This is a genomic window from Salegentibacter profundi, assembly GCF_054121475.1.
Map to the genome: position 1 here is coordinate 277,844 of NZ_JBSYGG010000003.1, position 18,504 is coordinate 296,347.

19 protein-coding genes are annotated in these 18,504 nt (G+C 40.2%); 14 read left to right on the top strand and 5 right to left on the bottom strand.

Annotated elements, in window-relative coordinates; all coding sequences use genetic code 11:
* Window positions 1-6: 6 nt before the first annotated feature.
* Window positions 7-975 (top strand): L-histidine N(alpha)-methyltransferase, encoded by a 969-nt coding sequence (egtD, locus tag ACW6NC_RS06225; RefSeq protein WP_457864437.1) that lies wholly within the window; start codon window positions 7-9, stop codon window positions 973-975.
* 4 nt (window positions 976-979) lie between these two features.
* Here egtD and ACW6NC_RS06230 read toward each other — a convergent pair whose 3' ends face one another.
* On the bottom strand, window positions 980-2,065 hold the full coding sequence (locus ACW6NC_RS06230; protein WP_457864439.1) for an aminotransferase class V-fold PLP-dependent enzyme: 1,086 nt from the start codon (window positions 2,063-2,065) through the stop codon (window positions 980-982).
* Window positions 2,066-2,123: 58 nt separating this feature from the next.
* Here ACW6NC_RS06230 and ACW6NC_RS06235 point away from each other — a divergent pair, with 58 nt between their 5' ends.
* The 5 genes from ACW6NC_RS06235 (at window position 2,124) to fabD (ending at window position 5,532) form a co-directional block, all read left to right on the top strand.
* Window positions 2,124-2,603 carry a 2TM domain-containing protein gene (locus tag ACW6NC_RS06235; protein WP_457864441.1) on the top strand — a complete coding sequence of 160 codons (480 nt, stop codon included), beginning with the start codon at window positions 2,124-2,126 and terminating at the stop codon, window positions 2,601-2,603.
* 3 nt (window positions 2,604-2,606) lie between these two features.
* Entirely contained in the window at window positions 2,607-3,089 is a 483-nt protein-coding gene (locus tag ACW6NC_RS06240) for a dihydrofolate reductase (RefSeq protein ID WP_457864443.1), read from the top strand.
* Window positions 3,076-3,930, top strand: a complete 855-nt coding sequence (locus tag ACW6NC_RS06245; protein WP_457864445.1) for a fructosamine kinase family protein — start codon at window positions 3,076-3,078, stop codon at window positions 3,928-3,930. Before ACW6NC_RS06240 ends, ACW6NC_RS06245 begins: the two co-directional genes overlap by 14 nt.
* Window positions 3,931-4,035: 105 nt before the next feature.
* Window positions 4,036-4,533 (top strand): pyridoxamine 5'-phosphate oxidase family protein, encoded by a 498-nt coding sequence (locus ACW6NC_RS06250; RefSeq protein WP_457864447.1) that lies wholly within the window; start codon window positions 4,036-4,038, stop codon window positions 4,531-4,533.
* A gap of 117 nt (window positions 4,534-4,650) precedes the next feature.
* Window positions 4,651-5,532 (top strand): ACP S-malonyltransferase, encoded by an 882-nt coding sequence (gene fabD / locus ACW6NC_RS06255; protein ID WP_457864449.1) that lies wholly within the window; start codon window positions 4,651-4,653, stop codon window positions 5,530-5,532.
* A 78-nt stretch (window positions 5,533-5,610) separates the two neighbouring features.
* On the opposite strand, the gene ACW6NC_RS06260 is transcribed toward fabD, so the two are convergent.
* Both ACW6NC_RS06260 and ACW6NC_RS06265 read right to left on the bottom strand, forming a co-directional pair.
* On the bottom strand, window positions 5,611-6,891 hold the full coding sequence (locus tag ACW6NC_RS06260) for an amidohydrolase family protein (RefSeq protein WP_457864450.1): 1,281 nt from the start codon (window positions 6,889-6,891) through the stop codon (window positions 5,611-5,613).
* Between the two features lie 8 nt (window positions 6,892-6,899).
* Entirely contained in the window at window positions 6,900-8,033 is a 1,134-nt protein-coding gene (locus ACW6NC_RS06265) for a DegT/DnrJ/EryC1/StrS family aminotransferase (RefSeq protein WP_457864452.1), read from the bottom strand.
* A 170-nt stretch (window positions 8,034-8,203) separates the two neighbouring features.
* Between ACW6NC_RS06265 and ACW6NC_RS06270 the strand changes: the two genes are divergently transcribed.
* The 4 genes from ACW6NC_RS06270 to ACW6NC_RS06285 all read left to right on the top strand — a co-directional run bounded on the left by ACW6NC_RS06270 (window position 8,204) and on the right by ACW6NC_RS06285 (window position 10,312).
* Window positions 8,204-9,370: a 3-deoxy-D-manno-octulosonic acid transferase gene (locus ACW6NC_RS06270; protein WP_457864454.1), complete on the top strand. Its 1,167-nt coding sequence runs from the start codon at window positions 8,204-8,206 to the stop codon at window positions 9,368-9,370.
* 101 nt (window positions 9,371-9,471) lie between these two features.
* The gene (locus ACW6NC_RS06275) at window positions 9,472-9,714 is read left to right on the top strand and encodes a hypothetical protein (RefSeq protein ID WP_457864456.1); all 243 of its coding nucleotides are present in this window, start codon (window positions 9,472-9,474) and stop codon (window positions 9,712-9,714) included.
* Window positions 9,715-9,848: 134 nt separating this feature from the next.
* Entirely contained in the window at window positions 9,849-10,133 is a 285-nt protein-coding gene (locus ACW6NC_RS06280) for a hypothetical protein (protein WP_457864457.1), read from the top strand.
* Between the two features lie 23 nt (window positions 10,134-10,156).
* The gene (locus tag ACW6NC_RS06285) at window positions 10,157-10,312 is read left to right on the top strand and encodes a hypothetical protein (RefSeq protein WP_457864459.1); all 156 of its coding nucleotides are present in this window, start codon (window positions 10,157-10,159) and stop codon (window positions 10,310-10,312) included.
* A 52-nt stretch (window positions 10,313-10,364) separates the two neighbouring features.
* On the opposite strand, the gene ACW6NC_RS06290 is transcribed toward ACW6NC_RS06285, so the two are convergent.
* Both ACW6NC_RS06290 and ACW6NC_RS06295 read right to left on the bottom strand, forming a co-directional pair.
* Entirely contained in the window at window positions 10,365-11,138 is a 774-nt protein-coding gene (locus ACW6NC_RS06290) for an XRE family transcriptional regulator (RefSeq protein WP_457864461.1), read from the bottom strand.
* Between the two features lie 90 nt (window positions 11,139-11,228).
* Window positions 11,229-11,975: an SDR family NAD(P)-dependent oxidoreductase gene (locus ACW6NC_RS06295; protein ID WP_457864462.1), complete on the bottom strand. Its 747-nt coding sequence runs from the start codon at window positions 11,973-11,975 to the stop codon at window positions 11,229-11,231.
* 107 nt (window positions 11,976-12,082) lie between these two features.
* On the opposite strand from ACW6NC_RS06295, the gene ACW6NC_RS06300 reads away from it, so the two are divergent.
* From ACW6NC_RS06300 to ACW6NC_RS06315, 4 genes are all read left to right on the top strand, one after another.
* A complete protein-coding gene (locus tag ACW6NC_RS06300) occupies window positions 12,083-12,757 on the top strand; it encodes a M15 family metallopeptidase (RefSeq protein ID WP_457864464.1) in 675 nt (224 codons plus the stop codon).
* A 163-nt stretch (window positions 12,758-12,920) separates the two neighbouring features.
* Window positions 12,921-14,135, top strand: a complete 1,215-nt coding sequence (locus tag ACW6NC_RS06305; RefSeq protein ID WP_457864466.1) for an exonuclease SbcCD subunit D C-terminal domain-containing protein — start codon at window positions 12,921-12,923, stop codon at window positions 14,133-14,135.
* A 6-nt stretch (window positions 14,136-14,141) separates the two neighbouring features.
* Window positions 14,142-17,168 carry an AAA family ATPase gene (locus ACW6NC_RS06310; protein ID WP_457864468.1) on the top strand — a complete coding sequence of 1,009 codons (3,027 nt, stop codon included), beginning with the start codon at window positions 14,142-14,144 and terminating at the stop codon, window positions 17,166-17,168.
* 50 nt (window positions 17,169-17,218) lie between these two features.
* Entirely contained in the window at window positions 17,219-18,451 is a 1,233-nt protein-coding gene (locus ACW6NC_RS06315; RefSeq protein ID WP_457864470.1) for a GAF domain-containing sensor histidine kinase, read from the top strand.
* Window positions 18,452-18,504: the final 53 nt, after the last annotated feature.

An 18,504-nucleotide genomic window follows, 5' to 3' on the forward strand; every position in this document is an offset into this window, starting at 1 on the left:
GAAAATATGAAATCCATACCTACTACCGGTTTTAAGACCGCCTTTGAAGAAGACGTCTATAAAGGACTCACCAGCCATCCAAAATATTTACTCTCAAAATATATCTATGATGAAAAGGGCGATAAGCTTTTTCAGCAAATTATGAATATGCCGGAATATTATCTCACTAATTGTGAGTTGGGGATTCTTCAGAAATATACTGCTCCTATTGCAGATTCATTTAACGCCCCTGGAGGATTCGATCTCATCGAATTAGGTGCAGGCGATGGAAAAAAAACCAAAGTGTTGTTGAAGCATTTAAATGAGCAACATTATGATTTTACTTACCTACCAATTGATATCAGCGAGCACGTCTTAAAAGTTTTGGAGGCTACCATAAAAAAAGAAATGCCTGGTATAAAAATAAAACCACAGCAAGGCACCTACTTTAAGACCTTGGAAAACCTGGCAGATTTCAGCAAACGTAAGAAAGTGATTCTCGTGCTGGGTTCTAACATTGGTAATCTTCTGCATGAAAATGCGATAGATTTTTTACGTAACATACATCAGGCGATGGCTCCGGCCGATATGCTTTTTATGGGATTCGACCAGAAAAAGAATCCACAAAAGATTCTCGATGCCTATAATGACCCACAAGGAATCACCGAGGCCTTCAACAAAAATCTCCTGGTAAGGATCAATAATGAATTAGGAGGAAATTTTAATCCCGACTCTTTTAAACACTGGGAAACTTATGACCCTGAAACCGGGACCGCGAAAAGCTTTTTGGTAAGCAAGTCTGACCAGGAGGTTTTCATTGATGCCTTTAATTTAACGGTGCATTTCGATGCCTGGGAAAGTATTCATACCGAAATTTCCCAGAAATATGACGAAAAAGTAGTAGAATGGCTGGCCTCAGAAGCCGGTTTAAAAATCGAAAGCCGATTTGCAGATCCGGAAGATTGTTACAGAAACTATATTTTCAGGAAGCAATAAACGCTCAGCGGGCAAATTTTTTAAGTTCTTTTACTAAGATGTCCACCTCCTTCTCCGTATTGAAATAGTGAAAGCTAATTCGAATGCCATTTCCTCTTCTAGAGGTGATAATATCCTGGCTCCTTAAAGCCTTATATAAGTTTTCATCGCCTTTTATATTGAAAATGGAGGAATGCAAATCCCTGTTTACCACGGCTTCTTCGAGCAAGTCTAGCTCCTGAAAAGCTTCCGCGGCTTTTGCCTGGAGGGCTTGTATTTGGTTTGTAATTTCCTTAAGTCCTGTAGTTTTTAATAATTCCAGTGCCGCCTTAAGACTTCCAAAATTCAGGGTATCTAAATGTCCCGGCTCAAATTTACCTATAAAATTGCCTTGCCTTTCTTTGTATTTTCCTTGCAGCGAACCGAAACCAAGCGCCTTTGGAGAAATTTTCCCCTGGATACTTTTATCAAACAGCATAAACCCATTCCCATAACCCGCATTTAACCATTTATATGAGCTACATATCAACACATCCAAATTGGAAGCTTGAAAATCAAATTCTTCTGTGCCACAGTATTGTGTTCCGTCAGCAATAAAAATAGTATCAGGGTATGTATCCTTTAGTTTTTTCAGAAAATCAATTCCGAGTTTGATTCCATTTAAATATTGTACGATACTAAAAGCGAAAAAATCAGGTTGGTCTCTTTTAAAAGCTTCAGTAATGTTCTGCTCAAGGTTCTCATCGATCTCTGCATAATTCACTTCGAAACCCCGGGATTCTACCGCCCAGTTTATAGAAGGATAATCCTGTTTCAACAACAAGGCTTTTTGAGGTTTTTCCAAGCCTTCAAGAAGCGTATTATATCCAAAGGAGAAATTTGGAATCAGGGCGACCTGATTCGGGGGACAATTAAAAAAACTACCCACACTTTCTCTTACTCCGGTCAGAAAATCTCCCATTTTTTCTTTCAGCACTCCAGCTTTTAAAAGAAAATCCAGATCATGATCCTGCCTGAATTCCCAAACTTGTTCCGGAAGTAAACCAGAAGCCGCAGTATTGAGATAAGTATATTGCTCTAATACCGGAAAACCTTTTCTAAATTTATCCATAAGCAGTGGTAAATTATTACGAAAACCTTTAAATTTGATTAGATACTAAAGTACTATTATGTTTTCTAAAAAGAAAAATACTTCCAAACTCGATAATGAACAAAGAGAACTATATGACAATGCCCGTCATAGAATCCTTCAAAAAAGAAGGCTGTTCCAGCATTTTGTGATTTTTCTAATCGGTGCGGTTTTTTTAATTGTACTGAATGTAGTCATTGGTTATAAAGAAGATTTTAAACTGTTAGGATACGACTGGTTTGTTACCGCTATTTTATTATGGGCCTTTATCTTTTTTATTCATCTGATCAATGTTCTTGTAATTAATAGTTTTATGGGTAAGGCCTGGAAAAACCGTCAGATGGAACATCTGGTAGCCAAACAAAAAGAGAAGATTGCCCAAATGCAAAAACAGGTGGAAAAAGAACATCCATTACCTGAACATCACAAAGTAAAACCAGTTGAGAAACAGGAAGAAATAAAACCCGGTCCTGAAAAATCAGCTGATCTGGGTGATTTTGATCAACCTTACAATACCTGAAATATGCTTACGATGATTGCGGCCGCAGCCGAAAACAATGCCTTAGGGAAGGAGAATGACCTGGTTTGGCATTTGCCTGATGATTTCAAACGCTTTAAAAAATTAACTACAGGCCACCATATTATTATGGGAAGAAAAACTTTTGAATCTTTTCCTCAACCTTTACCCAATCGCACCCATATAATTATTACCCGCAATAAGAATTATAAGGCTGAAGGAGCCATAGTGGTCCACTCCCTTGAAAAAGCCACCGAAATTGCGAAGGCAGATCCCCAAGCATTTATTATTGGTGGTGGTGAGATTTATAGATTGGCATTACCCTTGGCCAATAAAATTGAACTTACACGGGTACATGCCGATTTCGAAGCCGACACTTTCTTTCCAGATATCGATGAAAATCAATGGAAACTAATAAATCAGAAGTTTCATCCATCCGATGATAACCATAAATACGCCTTTACTTATTTGACTTATGAACGTCGCTAGGCTTCTAGATCAAATAGCAGCACAGAATAACTTTAGGCTCAAAGATTATGCACCACTTACCGGTGGTGACATCAACGAGGTTTATCTGCTTTCTACCATTCGGAAAAAAAAGTTAGTGGTGAAGATTAACGATGCTGATAGATATCCTAGAATGTTCGAAGCAGAAAAATCAGGACTGGAACACCTTAAAAAACCCGGAGTAATAGATGTTCCGCAGGTTCTAGATACTGGAAGAATAGAAAATATCGCCTATCTGCTGTTGGAATACAAAGAACCTGCACCAAAGGCGCAGGATTTTCCCCGGATCTTCGGAGAACAGTTGGCAGCCTTACACCAAACATCCTCCAATGCATTCGGCTTTTCTGAGGATAATTATATCGGAAGTCTTCCCCAATTTAATAACACTTCGAACTCAGCCGACGATTTTTATATATCCCAGCGTCTGGAACCGCAAATTAGATTAGCGAAAGAACAGGGCTATTCTCTTAAGCTTACTAAAAACTTCTATAAAAATATTTCTGCCCTTATACCCAAGGAAAGGCCTGCTTTAATTCATGGAGATCTCTGGAATGGTAATTTCCTGATAAATAAAAAGGGTTTGCCCTGTCTTATTGATCCGGCCACAGCTTATGCGCCCAGGGAAATGGACCTGGCAATGATGCAGCTTTTTGGAGGTTTTGAGCAGGAGGTATTTTCAGCTTATAATGAAAGATTCCCCGTGGCCCCCCGCCAGGAAGAACGTCTGCCTCTATGGCAACTTTATTACCTACTTGTCCATCTTAATCTCTTTGGAAACAGCTACCTGGTTTCGGTTAGTCACATCATCAAAAAGTATAGCTGACTTCACATTTATTAACACCAACTGATTAATTTTTAGCAGTTTATTGGCGGGAGAGGGATTTATAGGTTTTTATCTTGAAGGTTTCAACTAAAGCCCTTTTGTAATATGAGCACTCAAAATCTTAATCGCGAACAAGCCCTAAATAAAATGACCAATCTGGTAGAAAGCATTAAAACAGGAATGCTAATTACCTGCTTAGGTGACCGACCGCTTAATGCCATTCCAATGACCACTAAAAAAATTGATGACAAAGGTAATATCTGGTTTTTAAGCAGACTAGACAGCAATCAAAATTGCAATATTGCCAAAGAACCCGAAGTGCAATTGCTCTACAGTGCCCCCAATAATAAGGAGTTCATAAGCATCTATGGAATGGCCTTTATACATCTGGAACCTCAAACCCTTAAACAGCTCTATCATGAAAGTGATGATGCATGGTTTACCGGTCTTGACGATCCCAATCTTACCGCATTAAAGGTGGTTCCTAAGCAATCCTATTATTGGGATGAAAAAAATAATAATTATGCGGATCTATTTGCCAGGGGCCTCATGTCTCAGGAGGGCAAGCTTAACACCGGGAAAAAAGGAAAACTTCAGCTATAATTTAAAATGTACACAAAAATAATTCAGGTTATGAGGTCTTTTTTATTCTTTCTATTTTAGCCAAAAATTTTATCGGTATAGGTATATTCTAAAAGCCGGTAGCTAAATTTCAATCTAATGAAAGCATATATTTTCCCTGGACAGGGAGCACAATTTCCGGGAATGGGCCTGGACCTATTTGAAAAATCGGTGGAAGCTCAGGAAATGTTCAAAGCAGCAAACGCAATTCTAGGCTATTCGATTACCGACATCATGTTTGAAGGCAGTGCCGAAGACTTGAAACAAACCAAGGTAACCCAACCGGCCATATTTATACATTCTGTGATCTTAAGTAAACTGCTGGGAGATAAATTTAAACCTGATATGGTGGCCGGACATTCTCTGGGCGAATTTTCAGCACTGGTGGCCAGTGAAGTATTGAGCTTTGAAGAAGGTCTTCAGTTGGTCTTTAAAAGAGCTATGGCCATGCAGGAAGCCTGTGAGCTTAAACCCTCAACTATGGCTGCTGTTCTAGGTCTTGAAGATGAAGTGGTAGAAGCTGTTTGTGCCGAAACTAAGGGCACCGTTGTAGCCGCAAACTATAATTGTCCCGGTCAACTGGTTATTTCCGGGGATGTCAAAGCCGTAGAATCAGCCTGCGATAATTTAAAAGAAAGAGGTGCCAGAAGAGCAATGATTCTTCCGGTGGGCGGAGCATTTCATTCCCCACTTATGGAGCCGGCAAGAAAAGAACTAGCTGCTGCGATAGAAAATGTGACTTTTAGAAAACCTATTTGCCCGGTTTACCAGAATGTAAGCACTTTCGCAGTTACAGATCCTGAAGAGATAAAGAAAAACCTTGTTTTTCAACTTACCTCACCTGTAAAATGGACACAAAGCGTTCAGAATATGATTAATGATGGAGCCAGGGAGTTTATAGAAGTTGGCCCAGGAAAAGTTCTCCAGGGTCTGGTAAAGAAAATTGATCGCAGCATGAATGTTTCTTCGGCAGAAGTATAAGAAAAACTTCATATTACGTCCCATGAAAAACTTCCGGCTCCTGTTTCCGGAAGTTTTTTCATTGGAAAATAAATTACTTTATTTCTTATAGATTTTACCTTCCTTCATCACAAATTTCACCTTTTGAAGGCTTTGAATATTCTGGGTAGGATCTTGATCGACGGCTATGATATCCGCTAAAAAACCTTCTTGTAATTGGCCTATTTTATTTTCCATATTCAGTAATTGAGCCCCTGTAATGGTCGCTGATTGGATGGCCTCCATGGCAGGCATTCCTGCTTCAGTCATATAGACAAATTCACGAGCATTTTCACCGTGTTTAAAGACTCCAGCATCGGTTCCAAATGCTATGGGCACTCCTCTTTTGTATGCACGCGCAAACATATCCTGGATCTCCGGCCCTATTTCCCGGGCCTTTGGGATCACAATATCAGGGTAGTAACCTTCCACCTCGGCCTTTTCAGTCACCTCCTTACCAGCGGTGATCGTAGGCACAAGGTATGCACCGTGCTTTTTCATCAATTCCATAGTTTCAATACTCATCTTGGTTCCGTGCTCAATGGTCTTAACTCCTGCTTTAATGGCTCTTTGCATTCCTTCATCACCATGGGCATGAGCTGCCACATGAAAATTATAGTCCTTGGCTGTTTCAACAATTGCCCTGATTTCCTCTTGAGTAAATTGGGGATTGGAACTACTCTTGGCCACACTTAATACACCCCCGGTGGCCGTGATTTTTATTAGGTCTGCTCCGTTTTTATAGCGTTGTCTTACAGCTTTTCGTGCATCATCAATACTATTAACCACCCCTTCCTTTGGGCCTGGATCTCCCATCAGTTTTCGATTCATCCCATTGGTTGGATCCGCGTGACCACCAGTAGAAGCAATGGACTTACCTACAGTAAAAATTCTGGGACCATCCACTTTCCCTTTATTAATGGCATTTCGAAGAGCAATATTTACTCCACTTCCGCCAAGCTCCCGTACAGTAGTAAAACCAGCCAAAAGTGTCGTTTTTGCAAATCCCACCGCATTAAAAGCATTATCAGCTTCGTTATTGGAGTAACGCGATAAATATTCAGTTGGATTGGTTTCTCCTTCCAGGTGAACGTGCATATCAATTAACCCAGGTAGTAAGGTCTTATCTTTGAAATCAATAAGGGTATCAGTCTCCTCTTTCGGAGAAATAAACCCATTTTCAATACTCTTGATAGTCTCTTCAGAAATAATAATTGTTTTATCGGTTAAAACTTTCCCATTTTTGGTGTCTATTATCTTTCCTGCCTGAATGTAGATTTCCTGGGCTTCCATGGAAAGAGAAAGAAAAATTCCGAAGCAAAAGATCAAAAGTTTTTTCATAAAAATTTCTATTGATTTAAAAAGTCTTTGATAGTACTGGCAATATAATCAATTTGCTCATCATCCAATTCGGTATGCATAGGCAGAGATAGGACTTCTTTCACCAGTTGATTGGTAACCGGGAAATCAGCTTCATTATACCTATCATCGGCATAGGCCTTTTGACTATGTAGGGGTATTGGGTAGTAAACACCAAAAGGAATCCCATTTTCTTGCAGATGTTTTGCCAGTTCATCCCTTTTTCCCTCCGTTATTTTCAGGGTATACTGGTGAAAGACGTGGGTGTCAGGTTTGTCTATAATCACTGGAGTGACTATTCCCTTCTGGCCTGCAAAGGCAGCATTATATTTTTCAGCGGCTGCTCTCCTAGCCTCATTGTATTGGTCCAGTCGTGGTAGCTTAGCCCTTAAAACTGCAGCCTGCAAACTATCCAACCGGGAGTTAACCCCTACTACATCATGGTGATATCGCTCATACATCCCGTGGTTAACAATGGCCGAAATGAAATGAGCCAGCTTATCATCATTGGTGAAAATTGCTCCTCCATCACCATAACACCCCAGATTCTTTGAAGGGAAAAAAGAAGTTGCGCCAATATCTCCAATTACCCCAGTTTTATAGCTTTTCCCATCAACAGAATGATAATTCCCTCCGATGGCCTGGGCATTATCTTCAATGACATATAAATTATGTTCCTTCGCGATTTTCATTATCTCTTCCATTTCTGCAGGCTGGCCGAAAAGGTGAACGGGAACAATTGCCCGAGTCTTGGGCGTAATGGCTTTTTTTATGGCCTCAGGATCTATATTGAACGTATCGGGTTTTACATCTACCAGAACCGGGCTGAGTTGTAATAAAGCAATAACCTCGACCGTGGCAGCAAAAGTAAAATCAGCCGTAATCACCTCATCTCCAGGTTTTAAATCCAGAGCCATCATAGCTATCTGGAGGGCATCGGTGCCATTGGCACAAGGGATGACATGTTTTACTCCAAGGTAGGTCTCAAGCTCCTTTTGAAACTTTTGGACCTGAGGTCCGTTTATAAATGCAGCTGATTCAATAACCTCCCTAAATGAGGCATCCACTTCATCTTTTATTTGAGCATATTGACCCTTAAGGTCAACCATTTGTATGTCTTTCATAGGTGTTTTTTATAAGGCACGAAAATACGAAATATCACTACCTCCGCCAATCTATTTTCAGGAAAGGCCTATTTTAGCAGAAGAAAAAAAGGATTTTGCAAATTATCTATAATTCATTGGTCCGTTTAATCGAATTCCTCTTGCCAATAGCGGGGATATTTAGTCATAAAATGAAGCTTTTTGTCGAGGGCAGAAAACAGGTGTTCCAACGCTTAAAAAAGGAAATTAAGATTGACGATAAGTACATTTGGATTCACGTCGCTTCTTTGGGAGAATTTGAACAAGCAGTCCCGGTCATTGAGCTGTTAAAAGAAAAATATCCCAACTATAAGGTACTGATCACCTTTTTTTCTCCCTCCGGGTATGAGAATAAAAAAAATCACCCAATGGCAGATATAATCACCTATCTCCCTTTAGATACTCCAGGAAACGCTCGAAAATTTCTTCAACTGGTACATCCAGACCTGGTTATTTTCGTAAAATATGATATATGGCCAAATTTCCTTAATGAATTACATAAAGAAGGGATTCGCTGTTTGCTTATATCCGGAATATTCAGAAAAGATCAAATCTACTTTAAGGGCTATGGCAAGTGGATGAAACGAGCCCTTTATAGTTTTGAGCACATTTTTGTTCAAAATCAAGAGTCCCTGGAGCTGTTGGATAAAAATGGTTTTACCGCTATTAGCCTTAGCGGGGACACTCGGTTTGACCGGGTTGCAAGACAACTTACTTATGATAATAAGCTCGAGATCCTGGAAACATTTATTCAGGAAGAACTTTGTATAGTGGCCGGAAGCACCTGGCCCGAAGACGAAGACTTACTTCTGGAATACCTCAATTCCGCTCCACCTAAGGTGAAATTTATAATCGCCCCTCATGAGATAAAAATGGAGAAAATCAGAGACCTTCAAAAAAAACTAAAAGTTCCTTCTGCTTTATACTCACAATTTTCTTCTAAGCAATCAAGAGATTTCCAAATACTTATAATAGACAATATTGGTCTGCTTAGCAGAATATATAGTTATGCCGATATTGCCTATGTTGGAGGAGCGGCCGGCTCTACAGGTCTTCACAATATTCTGGAACCTGCCACCTTCTCTATTCCAATAGTTATAGGGCAAAATTTTGAAAAATTCCCGGAAGCCATAAAACTTCAGCAGCTGGCAGGACTCTATTCAGTAGCTACGGCTAAAGAACTAACGAAGCTATTCGATAAACTGGTTCAAAATAAAAAGTTTCGGACACAAACAGGAATGATCGCCGGTCATTTCATCAATTCTAATACCGGCGCAACCCGGGTAATAGGCAAATATCTTGCAGCCCACCCGCTCTAATTTTTCTATTTTTTAAGATTAATTGCTAAATAATCATAAATAAAGGTCCTGGGATAGTTTTTCGACTTAATTTCGAATGTTAAAACTAAAAACTACAGTTTATGAAACGTGTATTTGTATTGGGAAGTTTATTCCTTGTGAGTACTTTAAGTCTTATTTCCTGTCGGGAAACAGGAGAAACAGAAAAAGAGGTTATCGTTAAAGAAAGAGTTGAGGTGGAAAAAGAAACTCCCGCCGAAACCGAAGAGCAAAAAGGAATCCTGGAAAGGACCGGGGAAAAGGTTGACCAGGAAGTCAACAAAGAGATAGATGAGGAAATCGAAAAAATTGGCGACGATAATTAAGTAAAATTCATAATTTTATCTTAATTCATGAGTTAATGATGCAGTTTTATGAAAATTTTAGCAGTAAAATAAGCATAACAACAAGTCACATCTCTAATTTTGCTGAATATATAAACTAAAAAAACAACCAGATTATGAAACGACCAATTTTATTTCTAGCAATGATATTTACGTTATCAACTGCTCTAACTTCGTGTAGAGAAGTTAAGGAAGAAGAAAACGAAATGGAAATGCAAAGCGATGACATGGATAATATGGATGATATGAATGACGACCTTGATGATGTAGGGGATGATATCGATGAAGCCGCCGATGATACAGGCGACGCTATTGAAAACGCTGCAAACGAAACCGGAGATGCTATAGAAGAAGGCGCTCAGGAAGTGGAAGATGAGGTCGAAGGGAACGACGATCTTTAATCATATTTCTTAATTATTAAATTATGAGAAAATTAATTTTATTACTGGCATTAACCCTTAGCACTTCCGCAGTTTTCACTTCATGCAGAGATGAACGTTCGGGGGTCGAGAAAGCCGCTGACGATATTGAAGATGCAGCAGATGATGTAGGTGATGCCATTGACGATGCTACCGACTAGTAGCATGCCAGCAAGTATTAACCACTAAAACCCTCTGAAACGGAGGGTTTTTTTATGCTTCCTTTTTAAAAGCTTTCAAATCTCTTTTTAATTCAGCCATAGATTCCTGAAGTTCCCGGAAGAGACTGTTCTGAGAGGGGTTGTCCAGATTAAAAGTCAATTTGCTGTTCACCTGCCAGAGTTCTTGAATATCGTTTACATCCACTTCAATTGGCAGGTATTCCTCATTGAAAGAAATTAGTAGAATCTTGCTTGGGTCCGGCAATTTCTGTAATTTTTTTACAAGCACAGAGTCATACAATACTACGACATATACTTTATTATTAGAGGCCTGATCAAGATCTGGTACGGCTTTACCCAACACCCATTCTCCTGGGTAATAATTAGGCAACATACTGTCTCCTTCTATTTGAAACCCACGATAAGTAGCATTTCGAAATTCCGGGAGGGGAATATCGAAAGCAGGAAGTTGGTGATACCATTCCACGTCCTGAACATTATGAGGGTAACCTGCAGCGGCCTTTTGGTTCACCATCAGAATATTCTCTTTATCAGCATTATCTACAGTGACCACCTTTGGGCTCACATCACCCTTACTTAACTGCAAATATTTCTGTCCGCTTTCCCCAAACAACCAGAGGGGGTTAATCCCAAACCGACTCAATAGACCTGCCACCACTTTACCAGATAGTTTAGTGCGACCACGTTCAATATCAGCGGTAGAATTTTTTATCCCCAGCAATTCCGCAAATTCAGTTTGGGTGAAATTATTTTCTTCTCTAACTTCCTTAAAATGCTTAATCTCAATGGACGGTGGTATTCCCATAATAAAATGTTTTTTTGGAATTATTCCCAGTACAAAATCAAATTTATTGGATTTATTCCGGTAGCGCAACAAAATGTGGAATTTTTTTAATTATGGAGCAAGATACCCCCCATCAATAGGATAATAGGCACCGGTAGCGAAGGAAGATCGCTCTGAGGCAAGCCACATTAAAATTTCCGCTACTTCCTCTGGTTCTCCCAGGCGTCCAATAGGATGAGCATTTACTAATTGTTCGAGCATATCCTTATCCAGACCATCGAGTAAAGGCGTCTTTATAAAGGCCGGACCTACGGAATTCACCCTTATACCTTTTGCCGAATATTCCAGAGCTGCCGTTTTGGTAAGCCCTAAAACCCCGTGCTTGGCTGCCACATACGCCGCTGAATTAGCAAAACCAACGCTTCCCAAAATAGACGCTACATTTATAATTGAGCCCTTACCATTTTCCAACATGGCAGGAATCTGATAACGCATTCCATAGAAAACTCCCGAAAGATTAACCCCAATTACTTTATCCCAGGCGTCAATACCATACTCACCTACTGGTAGCTGATCTCCGCCGATGCCTGCATTGTTAACGGCAATATCCAATTTTCCAAAATGCGACAATACCTGTTCCACACTCTTTTGGGATTCTTCAGGTACCGAAGTATCTGCTTTGACAAAAGCTGCCCTGCCTCCCATATCCTTAATTTTTTCTGTCAGGGCTATTCCTTTTTCTTCATTGATGTCTGTCAGCATTACCGAAGCGCCATTTTGCGTAAAAAGAAGCGCTGTGCTTTTTCCAATTCCAGAGGCCGCGCCGGTAATAAGAGCAACTTTTTCCTTTAGTTCCATAATTATTTTTTTAATATTATTCCATTAAAAATACTCCAAAAGAGCCCCCCAAACTATGAGAAAACTCAGGAAAGCTTATTTTACTTAAATTGCTGGAAAAAATTTTTATGAAATCCTTTTTTACGATACTGGCCTTACTCATTTGCCTTTCTATACAGGCCCAGGACAAGGCATTACCGGCAGGCTTTGTCTATCTCCACCAGGTCTTACCAGGTATTGAATTGAACATTCGATACGCCGGGGATCACAATTTTCTTGGAAGACCTGTAAATGGGTATTATCGTCCGTTGGCTATACTTAGCAAACCTGCTGCAGATCAATTAAAAAAAGTCCAGGATAATCTAAAGCAACAAGGTTACAGCCTAAAAGTGTTTGACGCCTATCGCCCTCAAATAGCAGTAGATCATTTTGTAGTTTGGGCTCAGGACCCAGCTGACACCCTGGCCAAACAGGGGTTCTATCCCAATATTCCAAAATCAGAACTTTTTCAAAGGGGTTTTATCGCTTCAAAATCTGGGCATTCCCGCGGGAGTACGGTAGATTTAACTATTATCGTTGATGAAACCAAAAAGGAACTAGACATGGGTAGTACTTATGATTTTTTCGGCATAATCTCTCATCACGACTCCGAGCAGGTCACCAAAGAACAAAAAGCCAATCGACAATTACTCAAGGAGGTAATGGAAAAACATGGTTTTCGTCCCTACTCAGAAGAATGGTGGCACTACACCTTAAGAAATGAACCCTATCCGGACACCTATTTTAATTTCCCGATAGATTAAGGAATTCTCAGAATCTTTCTATCCTAGCTTCAAATAATAATTTTGAAACTTTCCTGAGATTAGGCTAGCCAGCCAGGAGGAGCCAATAATTAACCTTTAAAATAGTCAAATATTGTCATTTGCATTTCTAATTTTGTATACCTTAAGCTGAAACCCGACCATCATGAAGATCCTTCACACTGCCGATTGGCATATTGGAAAAAAACTGCATAAACACGAGCTTTCTCAAGATTTTGAATTTTTCATAGCCTGGCTATGTAATTTTATTGAGAAAGAGCAGGTAGATGTGTTGCTGATCTCCGGCGATGTGTTCGATCTTGCTAACCCATCCTCGGAAGCCAGAAAGCAATACTTTCGAGCCTTAATGCGACTTCGAAAGCTCGACTGCGAATTAGTAATCACAGGTGGAAACCACGATTCTCCGGCTATGTTGAATGCGCCAAAAGATATCCTTCGGGCATTGGAAATGCACGTTATTGGAGGGCTTCCAGAAAACCTAGAAGAAATCCTTATCCCTATTAAAAATAAGGAAGGAGCAACCGAGCTGGTAATTGCTGCCCTTCCTTATTTGCGTGACACAGATCTTCGCAGCGCAATGGAAGGCCAGACTTATGAAGACCGGCTGGAAGCCATACGCAAAGGAATTCAGAAGTGCTTTAATAAGGCTGCCGAATTATGCCAAATAAAATATCCTGGACTACCGGCCATTGCCATGGGACATTTGTTTGCTGCCGGAGCTGAATCTTCAGAAAGTGAAAGGGAGATACAAGTGGGGAATCTGGCGGCTTTTAATGCACTTCAGTTTGGAGAATATTTCAGGTATATCGCTTTAGGACATATCCATAAACCCCAGAAATTAAATTCTGCAATACCAACTTACTATAGTGGTTCACCGTTTCCGCTATCTTTTAGCGAAAGAAAAGATAACAAGCGTGTTTTGCTTCTAAACACTGAAAAAGGTTGGGAGCCTGAAAATATTCCAGTTCCCTCTTTCCGGACTCTGTTGAAGATAAGTGGAACCCTGGAAAGCCTTGAACTAAAACTCAGTGATCCCGGAGACCAAAAAGAACTGGAATCTTTAATTGAAGTGGAACTCCGGGAGGACAATTATGATGCTGCCAAAATTCTGCAGCTTGACGCTATGGTAAGCAATTTTGATCTAGAGGGATTCAAAATTGTCAAACACAGAGTGAATTTCAAAAACCGTATTGAAGGCGCTTCAGAGATCTATCAGGAACAAAAACTGGAGGACCTAACGCCCAGGGAGGTTTTTACAGAACTCATCAATCGACAGGAATTCAATGAAAAAAACAGGGAGGAGATTTTAAGCGCTTTTGAAGAATTACTCGCTGAAACCTACCAAACCGAAAACCTGTAAATTATTATGAAGATACTACGGATTGAATTTAAAAATATAAATTCCCTAAAAGGGCCACACGAAATAGATTTCACTCAGACTCCTTTTATTGGAAGTTCACTCTTTGCAATTACTGGTCCAACAGGTAGCGGCAAAAGCACAATTTTAGATGTAATCTCCCTTGCCCTTTTCAATAACATACCCCGGATGGGAAAGGTTTCTACCTCAGAGATCAATAAAACAGGAGCGATTCTTACCCGTAATCAACAGGAAGCAATGGCCGCAGTAACTTACCAGGGTAAATCGGGAAAATACAGGTCCCAATGGAGTATCTCAACGGCCAGGACTGGCAATCTTCGTGATTATGAAATGGAACTGAGCAATGCTGAAACCGGAACTTTAATTGATCTTAAAAAATCAGAGGTTCCCGGAAAGAATGAAGAACTTTTAGGACTCAACTATAATCAATTTATCAAAGCCGTATTACTAGCCCAGGGGGAATTCGCACAATTCCTCAAGGCAAAAAAGGAAGAGCGGGGAGAATTACTGGAAAAAATAACAGGGACCGGAATATACCGACAATTGGGAATCAAAGCCTTTCAGAAATACCGGGAAGAAAACAGGGAAATACAAAATAACCAAAACAGAATCGAGGCCATCAAGGACCAGTTACTCAGCGATGAAGTATATAAAGAAAAAACCAGAGATCTAAAAATCAAGGACGAGATTGAGCAGCAACTGAAAGTGAAAATTGAAAATCTGAATAAAAATCTGGAATTAAAAAATAAGCTATTTGTTCAGCAAAAGGAAATCGAAACCCGCGAAAAAGAAAACTCTGAGGCTGAAAATAAACTCAAGGTATTTCAGCAGGAGCACGGTTACCCTTTAAAGCAACACGAAAGAATAGAAGATTTGGCGGAGGAACTGCGCAACTGGACACTGTTCAAAAATGAGTTGGATGAGCAGGAGGCTGAACTTAAAAATATTAAACAGGCCGGGCAATTAAATCAACAAAAACGAACGACTTGTCTGACAGAAACAGAAAAGCTCATTGGCACCAAGGTAAAGCCAGAAATGATCGTACAAAGCCTGGATACCTTCAACGCTAAAATAAGCTGGCTGGAAGAAGAACGTCGGGCAAAACGCCAGGAATATAGAAGTCTTTGCAATCAATTTCATAGTGAAACCCGGGAAATTTCATTCACCTTGGATGAAGAAAACCCACAGACCAGCAAAGAAAAGCTATTACAACTGGCTCATATTTCTGAGGATGAATTGGCAAAATTCCAGGAGAGACTTTCCGGTTTAAACCTTTCCAATCCTGATGAGGAAAAAGGCGAAATTAAAAAGCTGCTGGAAAAGGCCCAGGAAGCCTGGCGTAAGGAAGATGAGATAAAAAATATAAAAGAGGAGGAAAAAAAGTTGCGAGTTGAGATAGAAAGTATACTGCCTAACCAAAAAATCCTTCCTTCGGAGATCGAAAAAGCAAAAGAAAAAAGGGAATTATTAAAGGAGCGACTTGAAAAACTACACTTAAAAAAACAGAATCAACTCCTCCAAGCAAAATTCGAAGAACAGCGGCATATTCTGGAAGATGGAAAACCCTGTCCGCTCTGTGGAGCCCTGGAACATCCCTTCGCTGAAGAACTGCCAGCCATGGATGATACCCTGCAAATAGAATTCAACAATACTGAGGAAGACCTCGCTTCCTGGAGCAAAAAGCTCAGTATTTTTGAAGCTGAATTGAACCATCATAAAATACGCCTGACAAAATTACAACAAGAACAACAAGAGGTACAAGCAAAACTGGAGGCCAGCAAAAAGAACTTCACTGAAAAATATGCTCACCTTCAGGAGAAGAAAAGAGGTAGCTGGGAAGTTTTATGCAATCACTGGCAGGCTAAACTCAAGGATCTGGAGCTCTGGGAAAACAAACAAAAAAGACAAAGGGCAATAAAAACAGGAATTCCTTTGCTGGAAAAACTACTAAGTGTCCTGGAAGCTGGCAAAAAACTTAGTCAGGAACGAGAAAAGCGCTACAAGGGTAAAGATATTTCACAAGACACTGGAAAGCTAAAAACACTTTGGACCAGCTTGCAACAGGAACGAAAACATCTGAAGGAAAGATTTCAGGAGATAGAAACAAAGAGGGAAATTAAAGAATATAACCTTAAAGCCCTCGAAGAAAAATTATATCCCCAGATTAAGGAAAAAGGTTTCGAAGATATAGGTGACGCCCGAGTTGCTTTAATGCCTGAGGCCCAGTGCCGTGCACTTAGGAAACAAAGAGAAGAAATAGAAACAACCATTACAGCCACAGCTTCCTCCCTTAAATTGCTTTATTCCCAGAGAGAAAAACTTAAAAACGAAGATATCGATGAAACCAGGGAGCGCCTTGAGGAAAGAATAGCCGAACAGAACCAATCTCTAAGAGAGGTCTCTACTGAATGCAGAGAGCTCTACAGTAGTATAAAAAATCACGAAAGCCACCTGAAACGTTTAGGAGAGGTCAAGGCTTTGATCGCAACAAAAGAAAAGCAGATCCGGCGATGGAAATTGCTCGATGAGCTTATTGGAGATTCAAAAGGAAAAAAATTCAATGACTTTGCCCAGGATCTTAGTTTAATCCAACTCCTTCACCTTGCTAATCATAGGTTAAAGGACCTCAGTGACCGTTATCACATTGACAAACCTGAAGAGGAAGAAGATGATGGCCTTGTAGCTATAGACGAGCACATGGGGGGACAACGGCGTTCGGTTAAAACCCTATCAGGAGGGGAGACTTTTATATTGAGCCTATCTATGGCCCTAGCCTTATCCGACCTTGCCTCGCGAAATGTGGAGATTAATTCCCTATTCATTGACGAAGGCTTTGGTACGCTCGACCCGGAAACTCTCGACCAAACCCTTGACACCCTGGAGAAACTTCAGGCAGAATCCTCAAAAATGATCGGAATTATCAGCCACGTGGACTCCCTAAAGGAACGTATCGCAATACAAATACAATTACAACGAAACGGTCAGGGATACAGTAGTCTGGAGATAAAAGGATAAGAATACCACGAAGAGTACTTTTAAAAGAGACTGAAAAAAAATACTTATTTTTGAAAATTAATTTCAGAAATACACCGCTTATCAGCAAACAATTAAACCTCCGTAAGAATCTATACTCAGATATTGAAAATGTGAGACAGATCCCCATTGTTCCAAGGTTGTTAGACCAGATCTGCCGAACTACAGGAATGGGTTTTGCCGCCATAGCAAGGGTTACAGATGAGACCTGGATAACCTGTAGTGTGAAAGATGATATTGCTTTTGGCCTAAACCCAGGTGACGAACTAGAGGTTGAAACCACTATTTGTCATGAAGTAAGATTAAGTGAGGAGGCGGTTTTTATTGAAGACGTTTCAAAGGATCAACTTTACTGCAGTCATCCGACTCCAGCTATGTATGGTTTTCAAAGCTATGTCTCCTATCCTATCTTCAGAAAAGATGGTAGTTTTTTCGGAACCTTGTGTGCCATCGATCCTAATCCAGCTAAAGTGGAGACACCTGAAATAGAAAACATGTTCCACCTTTTTTCCGATCTGATTTCCTTTCATTTAAATGCAATCGAAGAAATGCAGGTCTCTGCCGAAGAACTGGCCGAAGAGAAACACAATTCTGAACTCCGGGAACAGTTTATAGCCATCCTTGGCCATGATCTTAAAAATCCCATTGCCACAACCCGAATGAGTGCCGACCTTTTATTGAAAGTATCAGATAATGAAATTATACAGCAACATGCGGGTATAATAAAAAGCACTAGTTATAGAATGGCCGGGTTAATTGAAAATATCCTGGACTTTGCCCGAGGCCGGTTGGGTCAGGGAATAAAAATAGAACGAAAACCCTGCCAGGATACTTTACAAACAACCCTCGAACAGGTTATTAAAGAAGTAAAGGTGATTTCCCCTGGTCACGAAATTAAGTTAGATATCAACCTGCAAAAAGTGGTTCCATGTGATCAGAACCGGATTGGACAATTATTTTCCAACCTTTTGGCCAATGCCGCTATTCATGGTTCGAAAAAGCATCCCATCAAAGTAAAGGTTACTTCCAAAAACGAGACCTTTAGCCTTTCGGTTATCAACGCAGGAAAAAAGATCCCCGATGCCGCTAAAAAGCATCTTTTTCAGCCTTTTTACCGGGAAAAGGTTAAACCGGGAAAGCAGGGCCTCGGATTGGGGCTTTTTATCACCTCCGAAATCGCCCGTGCCCATGGCGGTGAAATGCAGGTAAGTTCGAACGAAGAAAAGACCCAATTTACTTTTAAAATGCCCCTGGAAAACAAATAATAAAGCCTTTTTTACCTGACTCAAGTAGGATCCAAAAACCAAATTACACCCTG